Source organism: Peribacillus kribbensis DSM 17871 (genome assembly GCF_000430765.1).
GTDB lineage: Bacteria > Bacillota > Bacilli > Bacillales > DSM-1321 > Paraperibacillus > Paraperibacillus kribbensis.
This window is the reverse complement of sequence record NZ_AUMQ01000029.1, coordinates 18,219-36,945: the sequence shown is the minus strand read 5'-3', so window position 1 is coordinate 36,945 and position 18,727 is coordinate 18,219. Positions and strand designations below refer to the sequence as shown.

The following is an 18,727-nucleotide window of genomic DNA, read 5'->3' as shown; positions in this document are numbered from 1 at the left end:
GATTCTTAGAATGAGTAGTTACCAGACTGCAGATAAGCGCGGTGAGAATCGTGTTTTCCCTGCAGTCTTTTTGCCGTTTATCGCAGTCACCCGTAATACAGAGCTTCTTTCCAAACTGGTCCTGGCAAGACTCCGTGACTTACCAGCTGCCGGAAGACGATCCCTGTAAAAAGAAAAGACAGGCTCTAAAGAGAACCTGTCCATTGTATGTTGTACAAATATTATAATTTTACAACGTTAGTTGCTTGTGGTCCGCGTTGACCTTGTTCAACGTCGAAAGAAACGTCTTGACCTTCTTCAAGAGTCTTGAAGCCGTCTCCTTGGATAGCTGAGAAGTGTACGAATACATCGTCTCCGCCTTCGCGCTCGATGAATCCAAAACCTTTTTCTGCGTTAAACCATTTTACTTTACCTTGTTCCATGTGTGTTGCCTCCCCGTATGCTTTGCATACATTGTGTTACTATCCTTGCTCTGATCCAAGACAGAAAGCTATAAAACTTATCAATCTTATGTACGAACAAAAATAATTCTATTAAAGAATAACAGAAAGCGCTCCATTTTGCAACAAATGAAATTAAAAACGAACTCGGTGCATAAAAAAATGGTAATTTTGTCCTGATTTTACAGTGGGCAACGGACCTTTTGCTTATTTCTTACTACGTCCTTTTTAATCAATAATACGTGTCCAATTCGAAAGATAGGTATATACTTTTCTATATATATATGACAAAAACATTATTAGGAGGAGAACGGCAATGGCAGGGACCATCTTTAATCCTGATATGAATTCAGTAAAAATTAATGAAAATTCCGGCTTTGACGGGTATGATATATTTTTTTCGATTGAAGGCCAGGCCTTTCATTTCATGGCAGGGAATCGAAAGGACCCTTTTCCGCTTCATGTAAAGCATCATTTTTCAAAAAAGGAACCCTGCAGGCTGTGCAATAAAACCATTTACCCGGCACCTTATGGCCATCAGCTTTGTACGTATTTTCAAGACAGCAGGGAGGAGCTGCTTCACTATTTTATGAAGCGGTTTCCAGACTCCTTCTGATACAGAGGGGGTTTTTTTATATCTATTTCAATCAATGTTGCTTTATAGAGACAGTGTTGAGGAAAGAGGGATTTCTGGCTAAAAACAATGGAAAAAGATTAAAATTTATCTGTACTTGCAAACGCTTTCAATATAAAATCTAATAAAGAGAGAAAATTTTGACAACTTAACGAAATGGTGAAGGGAGGAGATCCCAAGGCGGACACAAATAACACTCTCTGCTTCTAAATTCGTAAAAGCGGGGCAGGGGCAGCCGGGCAGCATGCATCAGGGGAATTAACGTAAGATTGCAGTGCAATTAACAGGAAAATAAAGGAGTGAGCAAATGAGCAAGTTGAATGATTTTCTGGAGTATCGTGTCATGCCTGCTGCTGGAAGGATTGCCGCACAGAGGCACCTTCAAGCTTTGCGTGATGGAATTATTCTGACTATGCCCCTGATTATTGTTGGATCGTTATTCCTGATTCTTGGCTACCTTCCGATTCCAGGATACGCAGATTTTATGGCTGGAATATTTGGGGATGCCTGGCTGACCAAGCTTACATACCCGGTGGGTGCAACGTTCGATATCATGGCGCTGATTGCCGCATTTGGCATTGCGTACAGGCTGGCCGAAAAATATAATGTGGATGCGCTGACAGCCGGAGCCATCTCTGTTGCCGCTTTTTTGCTGGCAACTCCGTACCAGGTGCCTTTCACTCCTGAGGGAGCCTCAAAAGCAGTAATGGTAGGCGGAGCGATTCCTTCAGCCCTCATGGGAAGCAAGGGGCTCTTTGTGGCCATGCTGATTGCCATGCTTTCAACGGAAATATACCGCTTTATCATCCAGAAAAATATCATCATTAAAATGCCTGATGGTGTTCCGCCGGCTGTAGCCAAATCATTTGTAGCCCTCATTCCGGGATTTGCCGTAATCGCACTTATATGGATTCTTCGATTGATCGTGGAACAGACAAGTTTTGAAAGCCTGCATAATATTGTTGGTGAATTGCTTGGAAAACCTCTTGGCATACTTGGAGGCAGTTTGATAGGAAGCCTTTTTGCCGTATTCCTGATCCAGCTGCTCTGGTCCTGCGGCCTTCATGGAGCTTCCATCGTGGGAGGAGTCATGGGCCCGATCTGGCTGTCCGCCATGGATGCCAACCGGGTTGCTTTCCAGGCTGATCAGACTCTGCCCAATATCTTTACCCAGCAGTTCTTTGATATTTTTATATACATCGGCGGAAGCGGTGCAACCCTGGCGCTGGTGATTGCCATGGTCCTGCGTTCGAGGAGCAGGCAGATGAAGCAGCTTGGCGGCCTTGCCATCGGGCCGGGGCTGTTTAATATCAATGAACCGATCACTTTTGGGATGCCTATAGTGATGAATCCCTTAATGATTGTGCCGTTCATCCTGACACCGATGGTGATGGTCATTGTAACCTATATAGCGATGAGGACCGGCCTTGTGGCAAAGCCCGCAGGAATTGCGGTGCCTTGGACAATGCCGCCTATCATCGGGGGATATCTCGCAGCAGGAGGGAAGATATCAGGAGCTGTACTTCAATTGATTAACTTTGCGCTGGCATTTGGAATTTATTATCCATTCTTTAGGATCTGGGATAATCAAAAATACGCTGAAGAACAGGGAGCATTGGACATTACTGCTGCTAAGAAGCTTCAGGCATAGGAGGAAATTATGGTAAAGGTCGTTATCAATGCAGATGATTTTGGATATTCAAAAGGAGTGAATCTGGGGATAATCGAAGCCTATCAAAATGGAATTGTGACGTCAGCCACACTTATGGCCAACATGCCGGGAGCTGCCCATGCGGCAGCGCTGGCCCTTGAAAACCCTGGTCTGGGAGTTGGGGTCCATCTTGTTCTTGACTGTGGTTCCCCTGTCTGTGACAACGTCCATTCTCTGATGGATGAAAGGGGAACTTTCTTAAAAGCTTCAGAAATTGTTTCAAGCGGTAATCCGGAAGAAATAGAAAGGGAACTCTCCGCACAAATAGAGAAAGTGATTTCCTTCGGAATAAAGCCTACCCATTTTGACAGCCACCATCATATCCATGGATATGAAAAAACCTTTGGAATCGTTTCAAGGCTTGCAGCCAAGTATGCTATTCCTTATCGTCCTGTGGCTGAGGATCTATTAGAGGGCAGCGATCCTGTCCATCCGGGAGTTCAATATTTCAGCCCTGATTTCTATGGAGACGATTTATCGTCAGACAGGCTGAAGGAAGTCCTGGAAAAAACCCGGAGCTATGAAACGGCCGAAATCATGACCCATCCAGCTTATCTTGATGAAGGAATCCTGTCTGGGAGCTCCTATAATGTTCAGCGGGTAAGGGAACTTTCCATATTGACCCGTGAAGATTGGAAACCCTATCTCGGGGCGAAGAATATAGAGCTTGTTACCTATGCCTATATCGGCGGCCAGGCTTACGCTTAAAGACTGTTTATGGATCCTGTCCCCAGCTGAACAGGGGGATTCGGAAGTATATGTATACCAAATGTTTTGGGAATTTAACGAGTGAACATAATTTGCAGCCTAGAGCCTGTTCCTGCAGCAGGCTCTTTTTAGTTTTCAGTAAGTTTGCGTACTTACTATTTTGGTAAACAGGCAGAAAGGTACGGAAGGTACGAGCAGGTCCCTCCGTTCCAATCAGCCTCTGCTTTTTTCACTGTTAAATTATTATTGGAGCATTATAATATTGGGTTGTTTCAAAAAATGCTACTTTCGAACTCAGACTAACAACCCTGAAAAAGCATAAGATAAATGCCAGATAGGGCTTAGGCGGCATAGACGGCTTAATCTATCATCATATAGTCTTGTAATAATATGTAAACGATGTCAAGTAATGTCGTTTGCTAAATTCAGACTATTTGTAGTTTAGGAGGCACTATGAAAAAAAATATCATTTTGTTCTCATCCATCAGTTCGGTCCTATTAGGCAGTTCTATAGCATCAGCAAGCGGAGAATCTCCCGTCTCGATGGAAAAAGCCGTACACAAAAGCACGGATGAGTCTCTGCCGCCTTCCCCGGTTTTTTCATGGGATTCGCAAATACTGCCGATGCCGGGTGTCCTTCATCCGGGTTCGCCAAGGAGTGCTGGAATGGTTGAAAAGCCGCTGAATGATTTGGATGGCATCCTGAATAAGGCTATTTCTGAAAAGGTCATGCCGGGAGCTGTTGCTTTAGTTGCCAGGGCAGGACATATTGTAAAGCAGGATGCTTACGGGTATGCCGCGCAATACCAGGATGATTCATTAACGCCAATGGATCAGCCGGTTAAGATGAAAGAGGATACGATTTTCGACCTTGCTTCCATCAGCAAGATTTTTACCTCAACCGCCATCATGATGCTTTATGAAAAGGGCCGGATTAACCTGGATGCTCCTGTTGCTGACTATATCCCTGAGTTTGCCCAGAGTGGAAAGAGCCAGGTGACCATAAGGCAGCTTCTGACTCACACATCCGGTTTTACAGCCTGGATTCCCCTTTACACGATGGGAGCATCACGGGAAGACAGGCTCCAGCTTGTTTTTAAACAGCCCCTCCTTAATAAGCCCGGAACTGTTTATACCTATAGTGATTTAAATATGATCACGCTTGGGGCGATTGTAGAGAGGCTGTCAGGCAAGAGACTTGATGATTTTGTAAAGGAATATATAACAGGACCGCTGAAAATGAAGGATACCATGTATAATCCGCCCGCATCCCTTAAAGCCCGGATTGCCGCAACGGAATACCAGAAAACACCGGCAAGAGGACTGGTATGGGGTCAGGTGCATGATGAGAATGCATGGTCCCTTGACGGAGTGGCTGGCCACGCAGGTGTTTTCTCAACTGCCGAAGACCTTGCAAAGTTTGCCTATATCTTTATCAATAATGGAAGGTATGGAGGAAAACAGATCCTAAAACCTGAAACGGTGAAGCTGCTTCTGGAAAACCAAAATGCTGCATTTCCAGGAAATGATCATGGATTAGGCTGGGAGCTGGGGCAGGGATGGTATATGGATGCCTTATCTGATTCTGCAAGCTTTGGCCATACCGGCTACACCGGAACCTCCATCGTGGTCAGCCCGAGCCAGAAAACGATTGCGATTCTTTTGACAAACAGAGTTCATCCCTCACGTAATACGGTCTCAACCAATCAGACACGGAGGCTGTTCGCGAGGCAGGTAGCGGATTCGATCCCGGTTTCAATACCTGGAAGGAAGGCTGCCTGGTTTTCCGGCTATGGAGATAACCTTAACAAAGCAATGGAAGCAGAGGTCCATATTAAAAAGGCTGTACAATTAACCTTCTCAACCTGGTACAGTCTCGAAAATGGGGCAGATACAGGGAAAGTGGAAATATGGAAGGACGGAAGCTGGCAGAGCCTTTATGAAGTGACGGGGACAAGCAGCAGCTGGCAGAAAAAGCAGCTCACCCTGCCCCAAGGAACAGAAAAGATCCGTTTTGTTTACAAGACGGACGGATCCGTGAATGGACGGGGATGGTATGTAATGGATGCCGAGATTGATCATAAAAAGCTGAACTTCTCATCGAATGATTGGCAGACAAGGAACTATTAAAAAATCTGTGGCGGGAGGTTTTTAAAATGATGAAAAAGAGGATAAAGATTCTTGCTGCTTCTGCAGCAGCGGCAGCCCTTATGATCGGGGTTCTGCCGGTTCAAGCAGCTGAAACAAAGGATACCGGAATCAATGACCTGGTTATTGACCTGAATATTCCCCAGGTCAGCAAGAATTTTACCAACAATAAGCTGGATTTAAATGCCCTGCATATCTACAAGGACGGGCACTTTACTGAGCAAGAGCAGCATTTATATTGGAAATCCACCAATAAGAATGTAGCTTCTGTGGATGAGAATGGAATCGTCACCCTGGAAGGCCATAACGGAAATACGTTCATTACAGTGACTGATGGAAGGAAAAGCGACAGAATCGCTATCCAATTTAATGATCATGCAGCAGAAAAGATCCAGGTAAAAAGGAAATCCTATTCCCGGTATAACGTCATTTCAAATGCCATCAGCCATATGACCATGAAGGAAAAAGTCGGCCAGATGCTCATGCCTGACTATCGGACATGGAATGGAAAGGCTGTAACAGACATGCTGCCGGAAATCGAGCAGCAGGTAAAGGATTACCATCTTGGCGGAGTCATTTTATTCAGGGAGAATGTGGTGACGACGGAACAGACAGCAAAGCTTGTGCATGCTTATCAGGAAGCCTCTGAAAAGTATGGTCTGCTGATGGCGATCGACCAGGAGGGAGGGATCGTTACCCGGCTTCAATCGGGTACAGACATGCCGGGCAATATGGCACTAGGTGCTGCGCGGAGTGAGGAACTAACTAGAAAAGCAGGATTAGTGATCGGGGAAGAGCTTAAGGCGCTTGGAATTAACATGAACCTTGCTCCAGTGCTGGATACGAACAATAATCCCGATAACCCGGTTATTGGCGTAAGATCTTTTGGTGAAAACCCGGCCCTTGTGGCTGCGATGGGGAAAGCATATGTAAAAGGAATTCAAGAAAGCGGCATTGCCGCAACCGGAAAGCATTTTCCTGGCCACGGCGATACAGCTGTGGATTCACACCTCGGGCTCCCGGAGGTTCCTTATGATTTGGAACGGCTGAAAAAGGTGGAGCTCTACCCGTTCCAGCAGGCCATGGATGCCGGAATTGATGCTATTATGACGGCGCATGTAACCTTCCCTAAGATTGACAGTACTAAAGCCATTTCTAAAAAGGATGGCACGGAGATCTCCATTCCGGCCACTCTTTCGGAAAAGGTTTTAACAGGGCTGATGAGAGAGGATATGGGCTTTAAAGGTGTTATCATCACAGATGCGATGAATATGCAGGCCATCAGTGATCATTTCGGTCCGGTAGACGCCGCCATCCGTGCAGTTAAGGCTGGAACCGATATAGTTTTGATGCCGGTCGGATTAAAAGAGGTGGCAGAAGGCCTTTATAAGGCGGTCCGTTCAGGGGAGATTCCCGAGAAAAGAATTGAGAAGTCTGTGGAGAGACTGCTTACTCTCAAAATTAACAGGGGCATTATTCAAACTGAGCAGGCAGGGAATATTTCAGAGATCGTCCAAAATGCACAGCAAGTGGTGGGATCCGCTGAACATAAGCAGGTCGAAAAAGAAGCAGCCGCAAAATCAATCACCCTTGTTAAGAACAACTCCGTGCTCCCTGTAAAAGCAGCAAAAGAGGATAAAATAGCGGTCGTGGGCAGCTCTTATCTTGCTGACCTTGAGGCACAAGTGAAAAAGCATCATGACAATGTAACCGTTATCTCAGCTTCCAAGCCGCTGACCCAGGCACAGTTGTCTTCCATTTCGGATGCTAAATATATCATCCTAGGCACGGTAACTTCAACAGTGTCCGGAAGGTCGCCGCAGAGTGACCAGATGAAACTGGCGGGCCAGCTGGTCTCAGGAACTATACCTGTCATCGCGATTGGAATCAGGAATCCTTATGATATCATGGCATATCCCGATGTGGATGCTTATATCGCCCAATATGGCTTCAGGACGGCCAGCTTTGAGGCTTCTGTCGATACTATTTTTGGAGAAAATCACCCTTCAGGAAAACTGCCTGTCACAATTTATGATGGAGCTGGAGGGATCCTGTACGGGTATGGCCATGGTTTAAGCTACTAATTTACGGGCTGGCCTTTTCTAGAGGGCCAGCTTCCCTAAACTTTATGAAGTGATTAACCGACCAAATTTAAGGAGGGCCTTATCATGAGAAAATGGCTTACGGGAATTCTCATTTTTCTGCTTGCCTGCTCTTCCATTACTGCTGCCATGGCAGATAACGACAGCTACAGCAAGAGGGGAACATTGAAGAAACATACCAAATTCAGGCTTGGAGTCGAGGTGCTGCTCCAGGATAAATTAAATCTTCTTAAAGGAAAAAGGGTAGGCCTGATTACAAATCCAACTGGAGTGGACCAAAAGCTGACAAGCATTGTGGATCTTTTTTGGAAAAATCCTAATGTCAATCTTACAGCCCTGTATGGTCCGGAACATGGAGTGAGAGGAAGTGCCCAGGCAGGAGATTATGTGGAATATTATACAGACGAAAAGACGGGTCTTCCGGTTTACAGCTTATACGGAAAAACGAAGAAGCCTACTTCCGAAATGCTGAAGAATGTGGATGTCCTTGTGTTCGATATCCAGGATGCCGGTGCAAGATATTATACCTATATCTATACCATGGCCCTTGCGATGGAGGCTGCCAAGGAAAATCACATTCCCATCATTGTTCTTGATCGGCCGAACCCTCTAGGCGGAGAAAAAGTGGAAGGCCCGGTGCTTGAAGAAAAGTATTCATCCTTTATCGGGGAATACGCGATACCGGTCCGTCATGGGATGACGGTCGGAGAGCTGGCTGATTTATTCAACAAGGAATTCGGCATAGGGGCGGATCTTACCGTTGTAAAAATGGAAGGCTGGAAGCGGGAAATGTATTATGATAATACTCCTCTTCAATGGGTGCTTCCTTCACCGAATATGCCGACTCTTGACACGGCGGAAGTATATCCTGGAGCAGCCTTGATCGAAGGAACGAATATCTCCGAGGGAAGAGGCACAACAAAGCCGTTTGAACTCATTGGCGCTCCCTTTATTGACGGAGATAAATTGGCCGATACATTGAATGCGCTGGATCTTCCTGGAGTGGAGTTCAGATCTGCTTCCTTCATCCCGACTTTTTCCAAGCATGTCAATCTCCTGACCCACGGAATCCAGATCCATGTGACCGATCGGAGATACTATAAATCGTTTGAAACTGGACTTCAGATTGTAAAGACAATCCACGATATGTATCCAGGACAGTTTGCCTTCAGAACACCGGCCGCAAATAATATATCCTATTTCGATAACCTGACTGGCAGCGGCTTGATCCGAAAAGGCATAGAGGAAGGAAAAACTGTGGCAGAAATGAAAGCAGAATGGCAGGGCGGATTGGATAATTTTATGAAAATCCGAAAAAAATATTTACTTTATAAGTAATACAGGAAATAGGGTTTCCTTACATCAGGAAATCCTTCTTTTTTTAAAAAAGATTGTATACAAGCTTCTTACATATATATTTAAGAGGCCTTATAATAACCGTAAGGGAGCAGGGAGCACATGAGGGCTTAGCTGCTCTGTCTTAGGTGAGGAACCATAAGCACTAGAAATGTGGATTTACAATCAATGTGCTATGATAGGTCTTTAGTTAGAAAAAAGGGGTGTTTTTTATGAAAATAGAAGTATGGTCTGACTTTGTATGTCCATTTTGTTATATAGGAAAACGAAGGCTTGAACAGGCGCTGGTTGATTTTCCATACAGCGATTCCGTGGAAGTGGAATTCAAGAGCTTTGAGCTGGATCCAAACGCTGAAAAATATATGGGACGTTCCATTCACGAAACCCTTGCCGCAAAATATGGCATGACCGTTGAACAGGCTAAGGAAGCGAATGCCGGGGTTGGCAGACAGGCAGAGAGTGTGGGCTTGACCTATCATTTTGAAGGAATGAAGCCGACGAACACTTTCGATGCTCACAGGCTGGCCAAGTTTGCGAAATCCAAAGGGAAGGAAGCAGAGGTCACAGAAAAACTTCTTTTTGCCTATTTCACTGAATCCAGGGATCTTGGGGATGCGGAGGTCCTTGCTGATATTGCCGAATCAGCGGGACTTGATCGGGAGGAGGCCGCGGGTGCATTGAATGATCCTGCCGCTTTCAGGAACGATGTCCGCATTGATGAAGCCCTTGCCCAGCAGTATGGAGTAACGGGCGTGCCTTTCTTTGTGATCAACCAAAAGTACGCGATTTCTGGTGCACAGCCAAAGGAAACCTTTGATAACGCACTTCTTAAAGTATGGCAGGAGGAAAATCCAGCCGTGAAGCTTCAGGATCTGTCAGGCAGTGATGCCCTTGATGCAAGCTGTACGGATGATTCTTGTTCAGTGCCGAAAGACTAAGAAGAAAGACAGGAAATGGATTGTCATTTCCTGTCTTTTTTAATTTTTAGAGTAAGATGTGCTGTGTGCATTTTAGGGTATAATGATATCATTATTTAGTAGAAGAGGGTAGTTCATGAGCAAAACAAGCTTTAATAATTACAGCCTCAGCCCAGAAATTCTAAAGGCGCTTGAGGGGCTGCGTTATACGAGTCCGACAAAAATTCAGGAAAAAGTGATTCCGCCTGCCATGGAAAAGCGGGATTTAGTAGTGAAGTCTCAGACCGGAAGCGGAAAAACGGCGTCCTTTGCCATTCCAATCTGTGAATGTCTTCGGTGGGAAGAAAATAAACCACAGGCACTGGTCCTGACTCCTACAAGGGAGCTTGCCGTCCAGGTGCAGCAGGAAATCAGCCGTATCGGCCGCTTTAAGCGTGTGAAGGCCCTCGCTTTATATGGGAAAGCATCCTTTGAAAAGCAAAAGATTGAATTAAAGCAAAAAAACCATGTAGTCGTAGGTACACCGGGAAGAATTCTGGATCATCTTCAAAAAGGAACATTAAGGATGGAGAATTTGTCTCATCTTGTCATTGATGAAGCAGATGAAATGCTTAATATGGGTTTTATTGATCAAGTGGAGGGCATTATTTCCTATCTTCCAGAAAGCAGGGTAAACATGCTTTTTTCAGCAACGATCCCGCCCGATATTGAAAGCTTAAGCCGGGATTATATGCATATGCCCTTGAAAATTGAGCTGGAGGCTTCTCTTACAGTACCATCGATCGAGCACGCCTTTATCAGGACAGAGCAGGATGAGAAGCTTTCTATTTTGAAGAATCTTACCGTCCTTGAAAATCCCGATAGCTGCATCATCTTCTGCCGCACCCAGGAAAGAGTAGGAACCTTATATGACCGTCTTGAATCTGAGGGATATCCAGTGGATATGCTGCATGGAGGCATGAGACAGGAGGACCGTTTTGCGGTCATGGATGATTTTAAACTCGGTCTTTTCCGCTATCTGGTGGCGACGGATGTAGCTGCGAGAGGGCTTGATATTGAGAATATCAGCATGGTGGTGAATTATGATATTCCTATGGAAACGGAAGGCTATGTGCATCGCACAGGCCGGACAGGCCGTGCCGGAAGGTCAGGGAAGGCCTTTACCTTTGTAAATCCCGGTGAGGAACCATTTCTTCAAGATATTGAAGCGTATATAGGCTTCTCCATCCCATTGATGGAAGCTCCAACAGAAGAACAGGCTGCTGGAAAAAGAGCTTCCTTTGAGAAAAAAATATATGCAAGGCCGGATATCAAAAAGGCCAGAGACGAGGAAATAAATAAAAATATCAGTAAATTGTATTTTAATGGCGGTAAAAAGAAAAAAATCCGTCCGGTCGATTTTGTGGGAACGATAACCAGCATTCCCGGCATTACAGCAGAGGATATTGGGATCATTTCCATCCAGGAGCAGGCATCCTTTGTGGACATTTTAAACGGGAAGGGCCAGAGAGTCCTTGAGGAAATGAAAAACAGGACCGTAAAGGGAAAAGTTCTTAAGGTTCATATCGCCAAAAAGTAATTCCACGGAACATTAAACAGGGAGTTGTGTAAATGTTAATCAAACTCCAGAGGAAAGGGGATACTAGGAGTGGAGGTGCCGCAATGAGAAAAGAAAAACGTCCGGTATCGTACCAGCAGACGCTGGGGACGAAAATTGAGAGGGCAGAGCAGCTTCCGGAAGGATATGACATCTCGGCTTTTGACCCGGGGACTGCTGAAAACCCTACGAGGAAAAATGAACCTTCCCAAGAATCATAGAAGGAAGCCAGTCTGCTCTACAAAAAGGATCCGCCCAATTACAGGGCAGATCCTTTTTTAGTTGATAATAAAAATATTTAATTGAGAATAAATTAGATGTTTTGAGTGAGAGATATGCCAAGACCTTCAGCAATTCTCTCTCCAAATTCAGGATCTGCTTTACGGAAGTGTTCCACCTGGCGGAGTTTGATTTCATCATAGGACACAGGCGTCATCGCAGTCACAATATTGTTCACTAATCGTGATTTTTCGTCCTCGCTCATGAGGCGGTAGAGATCTCCAGCCTGGGTATAATGATCATTATGGTCATAAGGAACGCTCTGTGCTGCTCCGGCCACCTCAAATGACGCTGGCTTATTTTCAGGAGTTTCGGCCGGCCCTCCAAAGGAATTCGGCTCATAATAGACAGAACCTCCGCCATTGGTATCGAAACGCATCTGTCCGTCACGCTGATAATTATTCACATCTGATTTCGGCCGGTTGATCGGCAGTGAATTATGGTTGGCCCCGACACGGTAACGATGGGCATCAGAGTAGGCAAATAAACGTCCTTGAAGCATTTTATCAGGAGATACTTCGACACCCGGAACAAGGTTTCCAGGAGAAAAGGTAGCCTGCTCGACTTCAGCAAAATAGTTTTCTGGATTGCGGTCTAGGACCATTCTGCCTGCTTCAATCAGCGGATAGTCTTTTTGGGACCAGACCTTGGTAACATCAAACGGATCAAAACGATAGGTATTTGCATCCTCAAGCGGCATGATCTGCACATACAGCTTCCATGCAGGGAAATCTCCCGCTTCGATCGCGTTGAACAGATCCTCTGTATGATAATCCGGATTCTCTCCTGCAAGCCGTGCGGCAAGATTTACATCCAGGTTTTTGATACCTTGTTCGGTTTTAAAGTGATATTTAACCCATGCGCCTTCCCCCTGCTCGTTGACCCATTTAAAGGTATGGCTCCCGAAGCCGTGCATATGTCGGAGGGTCGCAGGAATTCCCCTGTCAGACATGAGGATGGTCACCTGATGAAGGGATTCAGGTGAAAGGGACCAGAAGTCCCACACCGCGTCAGGATTTTTCAAGTGTGTTCTGGGATCTCTTTTTTGTGTATGTATAAAATCAGGAAATTTAATGGCATCCCGGATAAAGAATACCGGTGTATTGTTGCCGACGATATCATAATTTCCGTCTTCGGTATAAAACTTGACAGCAAAGCCCCTTGGGTCGCGTACTGTATCTGCAGAACCCAGTTCACCGGCAACTGTAGAAAAACGGATGAACATAGGTGTACGTTTTCCTTCAGAATGAAACAGCTTCGCTTTTGTATACTTTGACATATCATTGGTTACTTCAAAATACCCATGTGCACCCGCACCTTTTGCATGGACAACCCGCTCAGGCACACGCTCTCTGTTAAAGTGCGCAAGCTTCTCCAGGAGATGAACATCCTGAATTAATGTAGGGCCCCTCTGTCCCGCAGTCTGAGAGTTTTGATTGTCACCGACTGGTGCTCCCCAGCTGGTTGTCAGTCTATTATTTGTACTCAATTCACATTCCCCGCCTTTATCTGTTTTTTTGTGCTATGGATAAATGATAGCATTTTTCACTTAAAAATCAATATTTATTTATAATAATTATAATTAAAATGGAGATGTTTTTTTAGGGCTGGGTGTTACAAAGCGGGGGTGGAGGATCGTTCTTATGAAAGAGTACGGTCGATTAGTTCTAATATTACTTCTAGTTATCGAAGATCATTCCTGCAACTTTTAGAATTTTTGCGAAAAAGATTTTAGTCTCTGGAGGTCTGGAACTATAATAGAATGAAGATGTTTAAATGCTTTTCAGGAGATGAAGAGATGGAGTTTAGAGGAACGGAAGTATTTTTAGTAATCTTTATCACCCTGGCGGGGGTAGCTGCCTCTGTTATCGGCAAGTTTCCCCTTGCACTTGGGTTTTTGCCAGGCTTTGCGGCATTAATTTTCTTTACTTTAAAGAAAAATGCCGGGGCGGGGAAAATTCTGACCATGTGTGTGAGAGGTGCTTCCAAAACCAGGGTGGTCATTTTGATTCTGCTTTTCGTCAGTTTTCTCCTGCCTTCCTGGCAGCTGTCGGGTACCATCTCCCAGATGGTAGCGGTGACGCTGGAATCGATTACCCCCGGGCATTTTTTTGTTTTAACGTTTATAGCGGCCATGGTATTTTCGCTTTTGCTCGGTACCTCTGTCGGAACCCTGAGTGCGATAGGGGTTCCTATCATCAGTTCAGCGCTTCTTCTTCATCTGCCTGCTGCTATAACAGCTGGGGCGCTTATTTCAGGTGCCTTTGTGGGGGACCGGACTTCTCCCTTTTCAAGCGCACACCAGCTCCTGTCGCACACAGTTGAAATATCGGTCAGAGATCAGCAGAGGGCGATGTTTTTTACCACTCTCCTGGCTGTATCAGGAGGGATCCTGTTTTATGCGGGGATGGATATGAAGTGGGGCATCCAGCATACCTTGTCTATTGATCACCATACAGGGAAGCTTTCCTTCCTTCCTTTTGTGCCGCCTCTAGTTTTGATGGCTATAGTGCTATTCAGGGCTGGGATTGTCAAGGCCTTTATGGCAGGAATTGCTGCCGCTTCTGTCATTGCCTTAATAAATGGTGTTTCGTTCATTGCAATCGTTAAGGGCTGCTGGTTTGGGATCGAAGGCTTAGGCGGGGGATTGAGCCATATGTACTGGCTGCTCATCTTCATTGTCTTCGCGGGAGCCTATAATGGAATCCTCGATGAAATGAATGTGATACAGCCGTATCTTGATAAATGGCTGCAGGCCTCGAAAACATACTTTACTGATAGTTTAAAAGTTGTCGCGTTGTCCCTGCTTATATCCTGTATCGCTGCAAACCAGACCCTGCCCATCATTCTGACAGGAAGATCCTTCCTTCCCCACTGGCAGAACCGCTATGGCAAAGCCCGCCTTTCTCGGCTGATGGGGGACACTACCATGCTCTTCCCGGCCATGGTTCCCTGGAGTGTACTGGCCATCATGTGCAGCACCGTCCTGAATGTCCCCCTCCGTGCATACCTGCCTTATGCAGTCTTTCTCTGGATCCTTCCGATCTTATCGATCGTGCTCTCCTTGAAGGGGAAAAGGGAAGTGGGATCCGTCCCCATTTCCCGGGGCTGAAACGCTTTCAGTTTCAGCCTTTTTTATTTGTCCAGCACAGGGAATAATGGAGAACCGGGGACAGATTTCCAAAAAATAAAGAGGTTTGAAAATAGTGAATATAGTTAATATCTTCAAGGAGACTTATATTTTTACTATTTTGGGTAATAGTAAACAGGCAGATATTAGGAGGTTGTGAAAATGGCGTATCATAGTCCGAAGCAGATAGCTGAAATTGCAGTCCAAACTGGGACGAAGAAGGTTTCAATCCCGTTCGTGAGCATGATGGTTCTCGGGTTTTTGGCGGGTGCATTTATTTCTATAGGTTTTCTTCTTGATATTCGTGTCACGGCAGATCTTCCAAAGGAATGGGGAACTTTTGGTGCGTTCCTTGGGGCTGCGGTATTCCCGCTGGGCCTTGTGCTGATCGTTTTGGCAGGGGGTGAGCTGCTTACAGGGAATATGATGGCAGTGCCGATGGCGTTTCTTGCAAAAAAGGTTTCCTTTGGGAGCCTGGTCAAAAACTGGGTCATCATTACCATTGCTAATTTTATAGGTGCATTATTTGTCGCTTACTTTTTTGGGCATGTAGTAGGCCTTACTGAGAATGGACCGTATCTCCATAAAACCATTGCCATTGCACAGGTGAAGATTCATGATAACTTTATTCAGGCAATGGTTTCCGCTGTGGGCTGCAACTGGCTGGTCGGGCTTGCGGTCTGGCTTGCCTATGGGGCAGAGGAAATGAGCGGCAAGATCCTCGGCATCTGGTTCCCGATCATGGGCTTTGTCGCCATCGGCTTCCAGCACGTTGTCGCCAATATGTTCGTGATCCCGGCTGCCATCTTTGGCGGGGGAGCCACATGGGGGGACTTCATCATGAACTTCATTCCGGTTTTTATTGGCAATGCAATCGGAGGCGCTGTTTTTGTAGCGATGGCCTACTGGCTTTCCTATAGGCAGGAATTAAAAGACTCCCTGGATAAACCTGCTCACGGGTAACAGTGGGATTAAAGGCAGACCTGATCATCAGGGGCTGCCTTTTGTCATCCGGCAAATTTCTCAAAAAAACGTCTAAATGAAATCAGGAAGGGTATAAACAAATTGGAAATAAATTTATGCTCGAGAGGTGAAGGAAAGTGGCAATGAATCAAAAGATGGAGCTGGAAAACAAAACGGTGGGAGAATTTCTTTTTGATTGCTTAAAGAATGAAGGGGTTACGGAAATATTCGGCGTTCCCGGTGATTTTAACTTCTCCCTCCTCGATACGCTTGAAAAATATGAAGATATCCAATTTATAAATGGCAGGAATGAGCTGAATGCAGGCTATGCTGCTGATGCCTACGCAAGGCTGAGAGGGCTGTCGGCGATGATTACAACCTTTGGGGTCGGGGAAATGAGCGCCTGCAATTCTGTAGCAGGGGCCTACAGTGAAAACGTGCCTTTGATACATATTGCAGGCTCTCCGAAATCGCAGGAACAGCAGGAGAAAAAACTGCTTCATCATACATTGATGGACGGCGACTTTGACGTGTTTCACAGGATGTATGAACAGATCACCATTTATTCTGCAAAGGTGACTCCTGAAAATGCTGCACTGGAAATCCCGAAAGCTATCAACATGGCGAAGGTACACCAAAAGCCTGTCTATCTGGTGATGGCCATTGATCAGGTCACAGAGAAGGTGGTCCCTCATCTAGAGGCAGAGGAGGACGCCAAGACGACCAGCAGCGCTTCTTTACACCAGGCGGGAGAGCATGCACAGGCTCTGTTAAGTCAAGCAAAAAATGCGGTCATTTTAACAGATAATATGGCCTACCGCAAAAGGCTGGGAGGAAAGGTGAAGGAGCTTGCGGAAGGCATGAATGCCCCGGTAGCGGCCCTCATGCAGGGAAAAGGAGGGTTTGATGAAACACATCCGTTTTTTATTGGAGTATACAGCGGGGAGTTTGGCGATGAAAATGTCCGCAGGATTGTAGAAGAAGCAGATGTAATCATTTCAGTGGGGCTTATAAGATCGGATATGAATATGGCAAAGTACACTGCCAGCCTGGATTCTGCCAGGATGATCGATATCCACCCGGAATTTACAAAGATTGGCGCAGCGCAATATATGAATCTGATGGCGGAGGATATGCTGGAGGCACTTGCAGGTATCAAATTCACCCAGGAAGCACCTGAACCGGCCAGATTTCCATACGAAGAAGTTACCGAATTTCAAGAGGAACCCATCCAAGCAAAATATTACTATCCAAGAATTCAAAAAATGCTTAAAAGTCAAGACATCTTAGTGGTAGAAACGGGGACATTCACATATGGCATGTCACAGATCAGGCTTCCGAAGGGTGCGGATTATATAGCCCAGGGTGGATGGCAGAGCATTGGCTATGCTACTCCCGCGGCCTTTGGGGCTTCGGTCGCAGCAAAAGACCGCCGGGTCATCCTGTTTACAGGTGACGGCTCGCTGCAGCTCACCGTGCAGGAAATCAGCTCCATGCTGGCCAATGGCTGTAAACCCATTATTTTTGTCCTGAACAATCAAGGATATACCATTGAAAAGTACCTTAATGTTCAGGTTGAAATAGAAAAACAAGATTATAATGATATTCCATTATGGAATTATACGAAGCTCACCGAAGTGTTTGGCGGAGAGGCCTATACGGCCGCCGTCAAGACAATGGGCGAACTGGACAGCGCCATTGAAGCAGCAGAACAGCAGGATCAATTAGCGATTATCGAACTGCAGACATCCGAGTCCATGGATGCTCCTGAGTATTTAAAGAAAATGCGTGAAATGCTGGAAAAACAAAAGCAGCAGAGTGAGTAAACCAGAAGAACGAATTGGCAGGAAATTTGCAGAAACAGCTTGTCTCACACCCCAAGGATTTTATAAATAGTAAATAGAAAAGTGAGTGTGCCGCCATGAACTTAAAAATAAATGCTATTAAATTGGGTGAATTATTATCATTGAATAAAAAAGAAAAAGACAAGTGGAATAAGGTGTTTGCTCATTATTTTATGTACCAGGGACACACAAAAAAACAGGATAACAGCCGGCGGTTTTAGACGGAAAAATGAATTTTGTGTTAGAAGCAATGGGGTTCCATTGCTTTTTTTCTGTTTTCCATTGCTCCCTCATCAGCCATCGCTTACCATTAAAATACAGCTAAGGGTCCATAAACTGGCATTTCTGAAGATTAATATATCTAAAGGGGTGGTAAAATGGCTTTTGATGAAATGAGGAAAAATCAAACTGCGAAGAATATTGCAATGGGCGATCAATCTATAAGCAAATTCACTTGGGATTATGAGGATCATATCACTTCCATTGTTAGGAGGGCAGAAAGGGAAGGGCAGTTTGAAACCGTGAAAGGGAAGGGAATGGCTCTCGATCCGGATCTTACCTATAATCCAGAGAGGCAGCTGAATAAAGTCCTGAAGGATAATGGTTTTTTGCCCAGATGGGTAGAGCTCGGGCGTGAAATTGACCATTTAAAGCACGAATTAACCCTGTTTGATGATACATACAATATAGAGCGCACCATCAAAAGTATTAACAAAAAAGTAATGGACCATAATATGAGCTGTCCCCGGACAGCCCAAAAATCCGGGATCAGACTTGAGGATTATCTACGAGAAAGCGGATTGTAAGAAGGAGTCCGAAAAGGATGGAAAGGGAAAGGGAGCGGAGTTCAGTTTATCCGCTCTCTTTAGCGTGTGGCCAGAATGAATAGTAAAGAAAA

The 18,727-nt window shown here is 45.4% G+C and carries 16 protein-coding genes; 14 read left to right on the top strand and 2 right to left on the bottom strand.

Going from position 1 to position 18,727, the window contains the following annotated elements:
- Positions 1–10: 10 nt before the first annotated feature.
- Positions 11–169, top strand: a complete 159-nt coding sequence (locus H539_RS31325) for a hypothetical protein (protein WP_155889938.1) — start codon at positions 11–13, stop codon at positions 167–169.
- Positions 170–221: 52 nt separating this feature from the next.
- Here the strand turns inward: H539_RS31325 and H539_RS0103535 are convergent, their stop codons facing one another.
- A complete protein-coding gene (locus H539_RS0103535) occupies positions 222–422 on the bottom strand; it encodes a cold-shock protein (protein ID WP_026692369.1) in 201 nt (66 codons plus the stop codon).
- A 334-nt stretch (positions 423–756) separates the two neighbouring features.
- On the opposite strand from H539_RS0103535, the gene H539_RS0103530 reads away from it, so the two are divergent.
- From H539_RS0103530 to H539_RS31320, 9 genes are all read left to right on the top strand, one after another.
- Positions 757–1,056: a hypothetical protein gene (locus H539_RS0103530; protein ID WP_026692368.1), complete on the top strand. Its 300-nt coding sequence runs from the start codon at positions 757–759 to the stop codon at positions 1,054–1,056.
- A gap of 325 nt (positions 1,057–1,381) precedes the next feature.
- Entirely contained in the window at positions 1,382–2,725 is a 1,344-nt protein-coding gene (celB, locus tag H539_RS0103525) for a PTS cellobiose transporter subunit IIC (protein ID WP_026692367.1), read from the top strand.
- A 9-nt stretch (positions 2,726–2,734) separates the two neighbouring features.
- Positions 2,735–3,493 (top strand): chitin disaccharide deacetylase, encoded by a 759-nt coding sequence (gene chbG / locus H539_RS0103520; protein WP_026692366.1) that lies wholly within the window; start codon positions 2,735–2,737, stop codon positions 3,491–3,493.
- Positions 3,494–3,946: 453 nt separating this feature from the next.
- A complete protein-coding gene (locus tag H539_RS0103515) occupies positions 3,947–5,623 on the top strand; it encodes a serine hydrolase domain-containing protein (RefSeq protein WP_026692365.1) in 1,677 nt (558 codons plus the stop codon).
- Between the two features lie 26 nt (positions 5,624–5,649).
- Complete coding sequence (gene nagZ, locus H539_RS0103510) at positions 5,650–7,725, top strand: beta-N-acetylhexosaminidase (RefSeq protein ID WP_155889937.1); 2,076 nt, start codon at positions 5,650–5,652, stop codon at positions 7,723–7,725.
- A gap of 84 nt (positions 7,726–7,809) precedes the next feature.
- Entirely contained in the window at positions 7,810–9,081 is a 1,272-nt protein-coding gene (locus H539_RS0103505) for an exo-beta-N-acetylmuramidase NamZ family protein (protein WP_026692363.1), read from the top strand.
- A 230-nt stretch (positions 9,082–9,311) separates the two neighbouring features.
- Positions 9,312–10,037 carry a DsbA family oxidoreductase gene (locus H539_RS0103500; RefSeq protein ID WP_026692362.1) on the top strand — a complete coding sequence of 242 codons (726 nt, stop codon included), beginning with the start codon at positions 9,312–9,314 and terminating at the stop codon, positions 10,035–10,037.
- A 115-nt stretch (positions 10,038–10,152) separates the two neighbouring features.
- Positions 10,153–11,595, top strand: coding sequence for a DEAD/DEAH box helicase (locus H539_RS0103495; protein ID WP_026692361.1), 1,443 nt, complete (start codon positions 10,153–10,155; stop codon positions 11,593–11,595).
- Positions 11,596–11,678: 83 nt separating this feature from the next.
- A complete protein-coding gene (locus H539_RS31320; protein ID WP_155889936.1) occupies positions 11,679–11,834 on the top strand; it encodes a hypothetical protein in 156 nt (51 codons plus the stop codon).
- Between the two features lie 92 nt (positions 11,835–11,926).
- Here H539_RS31320 and katA read toward each other — a convergent pair whose 3' ends face one another.
- Complete coding sequence (gene katA, locus H539_RS0103485) at positions 11,927–13,381, bottom strand: catalase KatA (RefSeq protein WP_026692360.1); 1,455 nt, start codon at positions 13,379–13,381, stop codon at positions 11,927–11,929.
- Between the two features lie 309 nt (positions 13,382–13,690).
- On the opposite strand from katA, the gene H539_RS27700 reads away from it, so the two are divergent.
- From H539_RS27700 to H539_RS0103460, 4 genes are all read left to right on the top strand, one after another.
- Positions 13,691–15,004 carry a Na+/H+ antiporter NhaC family protein gene (locus tag H539_RS27700; protein WP_081415780.1) on the top strand — a complete coding sequence of 438 codons (1,314 nt, stop codon included), beginning with the start codon at positions 13,691–13,693 and terminating at the stop codon, positions 15,002–15,004.
- 180 nt (positions 15,005–15,184) lie between these two features.
- Positions 15,185–15,985, top strand: coding sequence for a formate/nitrite transporter family protein (locus tag H539_RS0103475; protein ID WP_026692359.1), 801 nt, complete (start codon positions 15,185–15,187; stop codon positions 15,983–15,985).
- 143 nt (positions 15,986–16,128) lie between these two features.
- Entirely contained in the window at positions 16,129–17,811 is a 1,683-nt protein-coding gene (locus H539_RS0103470; protein ID WP_026692358.1) for an alpha-keto acid decarboxylase family protein, read from the top strand.
- Positions 17,812–18,206: 395 nt separating this feature from the next.
- Positions 18,207–18,635 carry a DnaJ family domain-containing protein gene (locus H539_RS0103460; RefSeq protein ID WP_026692357.1) on the top strand — a complete coding sequence of 143 codons (429 nt, stop codon included), beginning with the start codon at positions 18,207–18,209 and terminating at the stop codon, positions 18,633–18,635.
- Positions 18,636–18,727 lie beyond the last annotated feature (92 nt).

Excerpts from the sequence above, each read along its gene's own strand:
- H539_RS31325 (WP_155889938.1), top strand. The coding sequence starts at position 11 with ATGAGTAGTTACCAGACTGCAGATAAGCGCGGTGAGAATCGTGTTTTC.
- H539_RS0103460 (WP_026692357.1), top strand. The coding sequence starts at position 18,207 with ATGGCTTTTGATGAAATGAGGAAAAATCAAACTGCGAAGAATATTGCA.
- H539_RS0103500 (WP_026692362.1), top strand. The coding sequence starts at position 9,312 with ATGAAAATAGAAGTATGGTCTGACTTTGTATGTCCATTTTGTTATATA.
- nagZ (WP_155889937.1), top strand. The coding sequence starts at position 5,650 with ATGATGAAAAAGAGGATAAAGATTCTTGCTGCTTCTGCAGCAGCGGCA.
- H539_RS0103535 (WP_026692369.1), bottom strand. The coding sequence starts at position 422 with ATGGAACAAGGTAAAGTAAAATGGTTTAACGCAGAAAAAGGTTTTGGA.
- H539_RS31320 (WP_155889936.1), top strand. The coding sequence starts at position 11,679 with ATGAGAAAAGAAAAACGTCCGGTATCGTACCAGCAGACGCTGGGGACG.
- H539_RS27700 (WP_081415780.1), top strand. The coding sequence starts at position 13,691 with ATGGAGTTTAGAGGAACGGAAGTATTTTTAGTAATCTTTATCACCCTG.
- H539_RS0103505 (WP_026692363.1), top strand. The coding sequence starts at position 7,810 with ATGAGAAAATGGCTTACGGGAATTCTCATTTTTCTGCTTGCCTGCTCT.
- chbG (WP_026692366.1), top strand. The coding sequence starts at position 2,735 with ATGGTAAAGGTCGTTATCAATGCAGATGATTTTGGATATTCAAAAGGA.
- H539_RS0103495 (WP_026692361.1), top strand. The coding sequence starts at position 10,153 with ATGAGCAAAACAAGCTTTAATAATTACAGCCTCAGCCCAGAAATTCTA.
- H539_RS0103530 (WP_026692368.1), top strand. The coding sequence starts at position 757 with ATGGCAGGGACCATCTTTAATCCTGATATGAATTCAGTAAAAATTAAT.
- H539_RS0103515 (WP_026692365.1), top strand. The coding sequence starts at position 3,947 with ATGAAAAAAAATATCATTTTGTTCTCATCCATCAGTTCGGTCCTATTA.
- H539_RS0103470 (WP_026692358.1), top strand. The coding sequence starts at position 16,129 with ATGAATCAAAAGATGGAGCTGGAAAACAAAACGGTGGGAGAATTTCTT.
- celB (WP_026692367.1), top strand. The coding sequence starts at position 1,382 with ATGAGCAAGTTGAATGATTTTCTGGAGTATCGTGTCATGCCTGCTGCT.
- H539_RS0103475 (WP_026692359.1), top strand. The coding sequence starts at position 15,185 with ATGGCGTATCATAGTCCGAAGCAGATAGCTGAAATTGCAGTCCAAACT.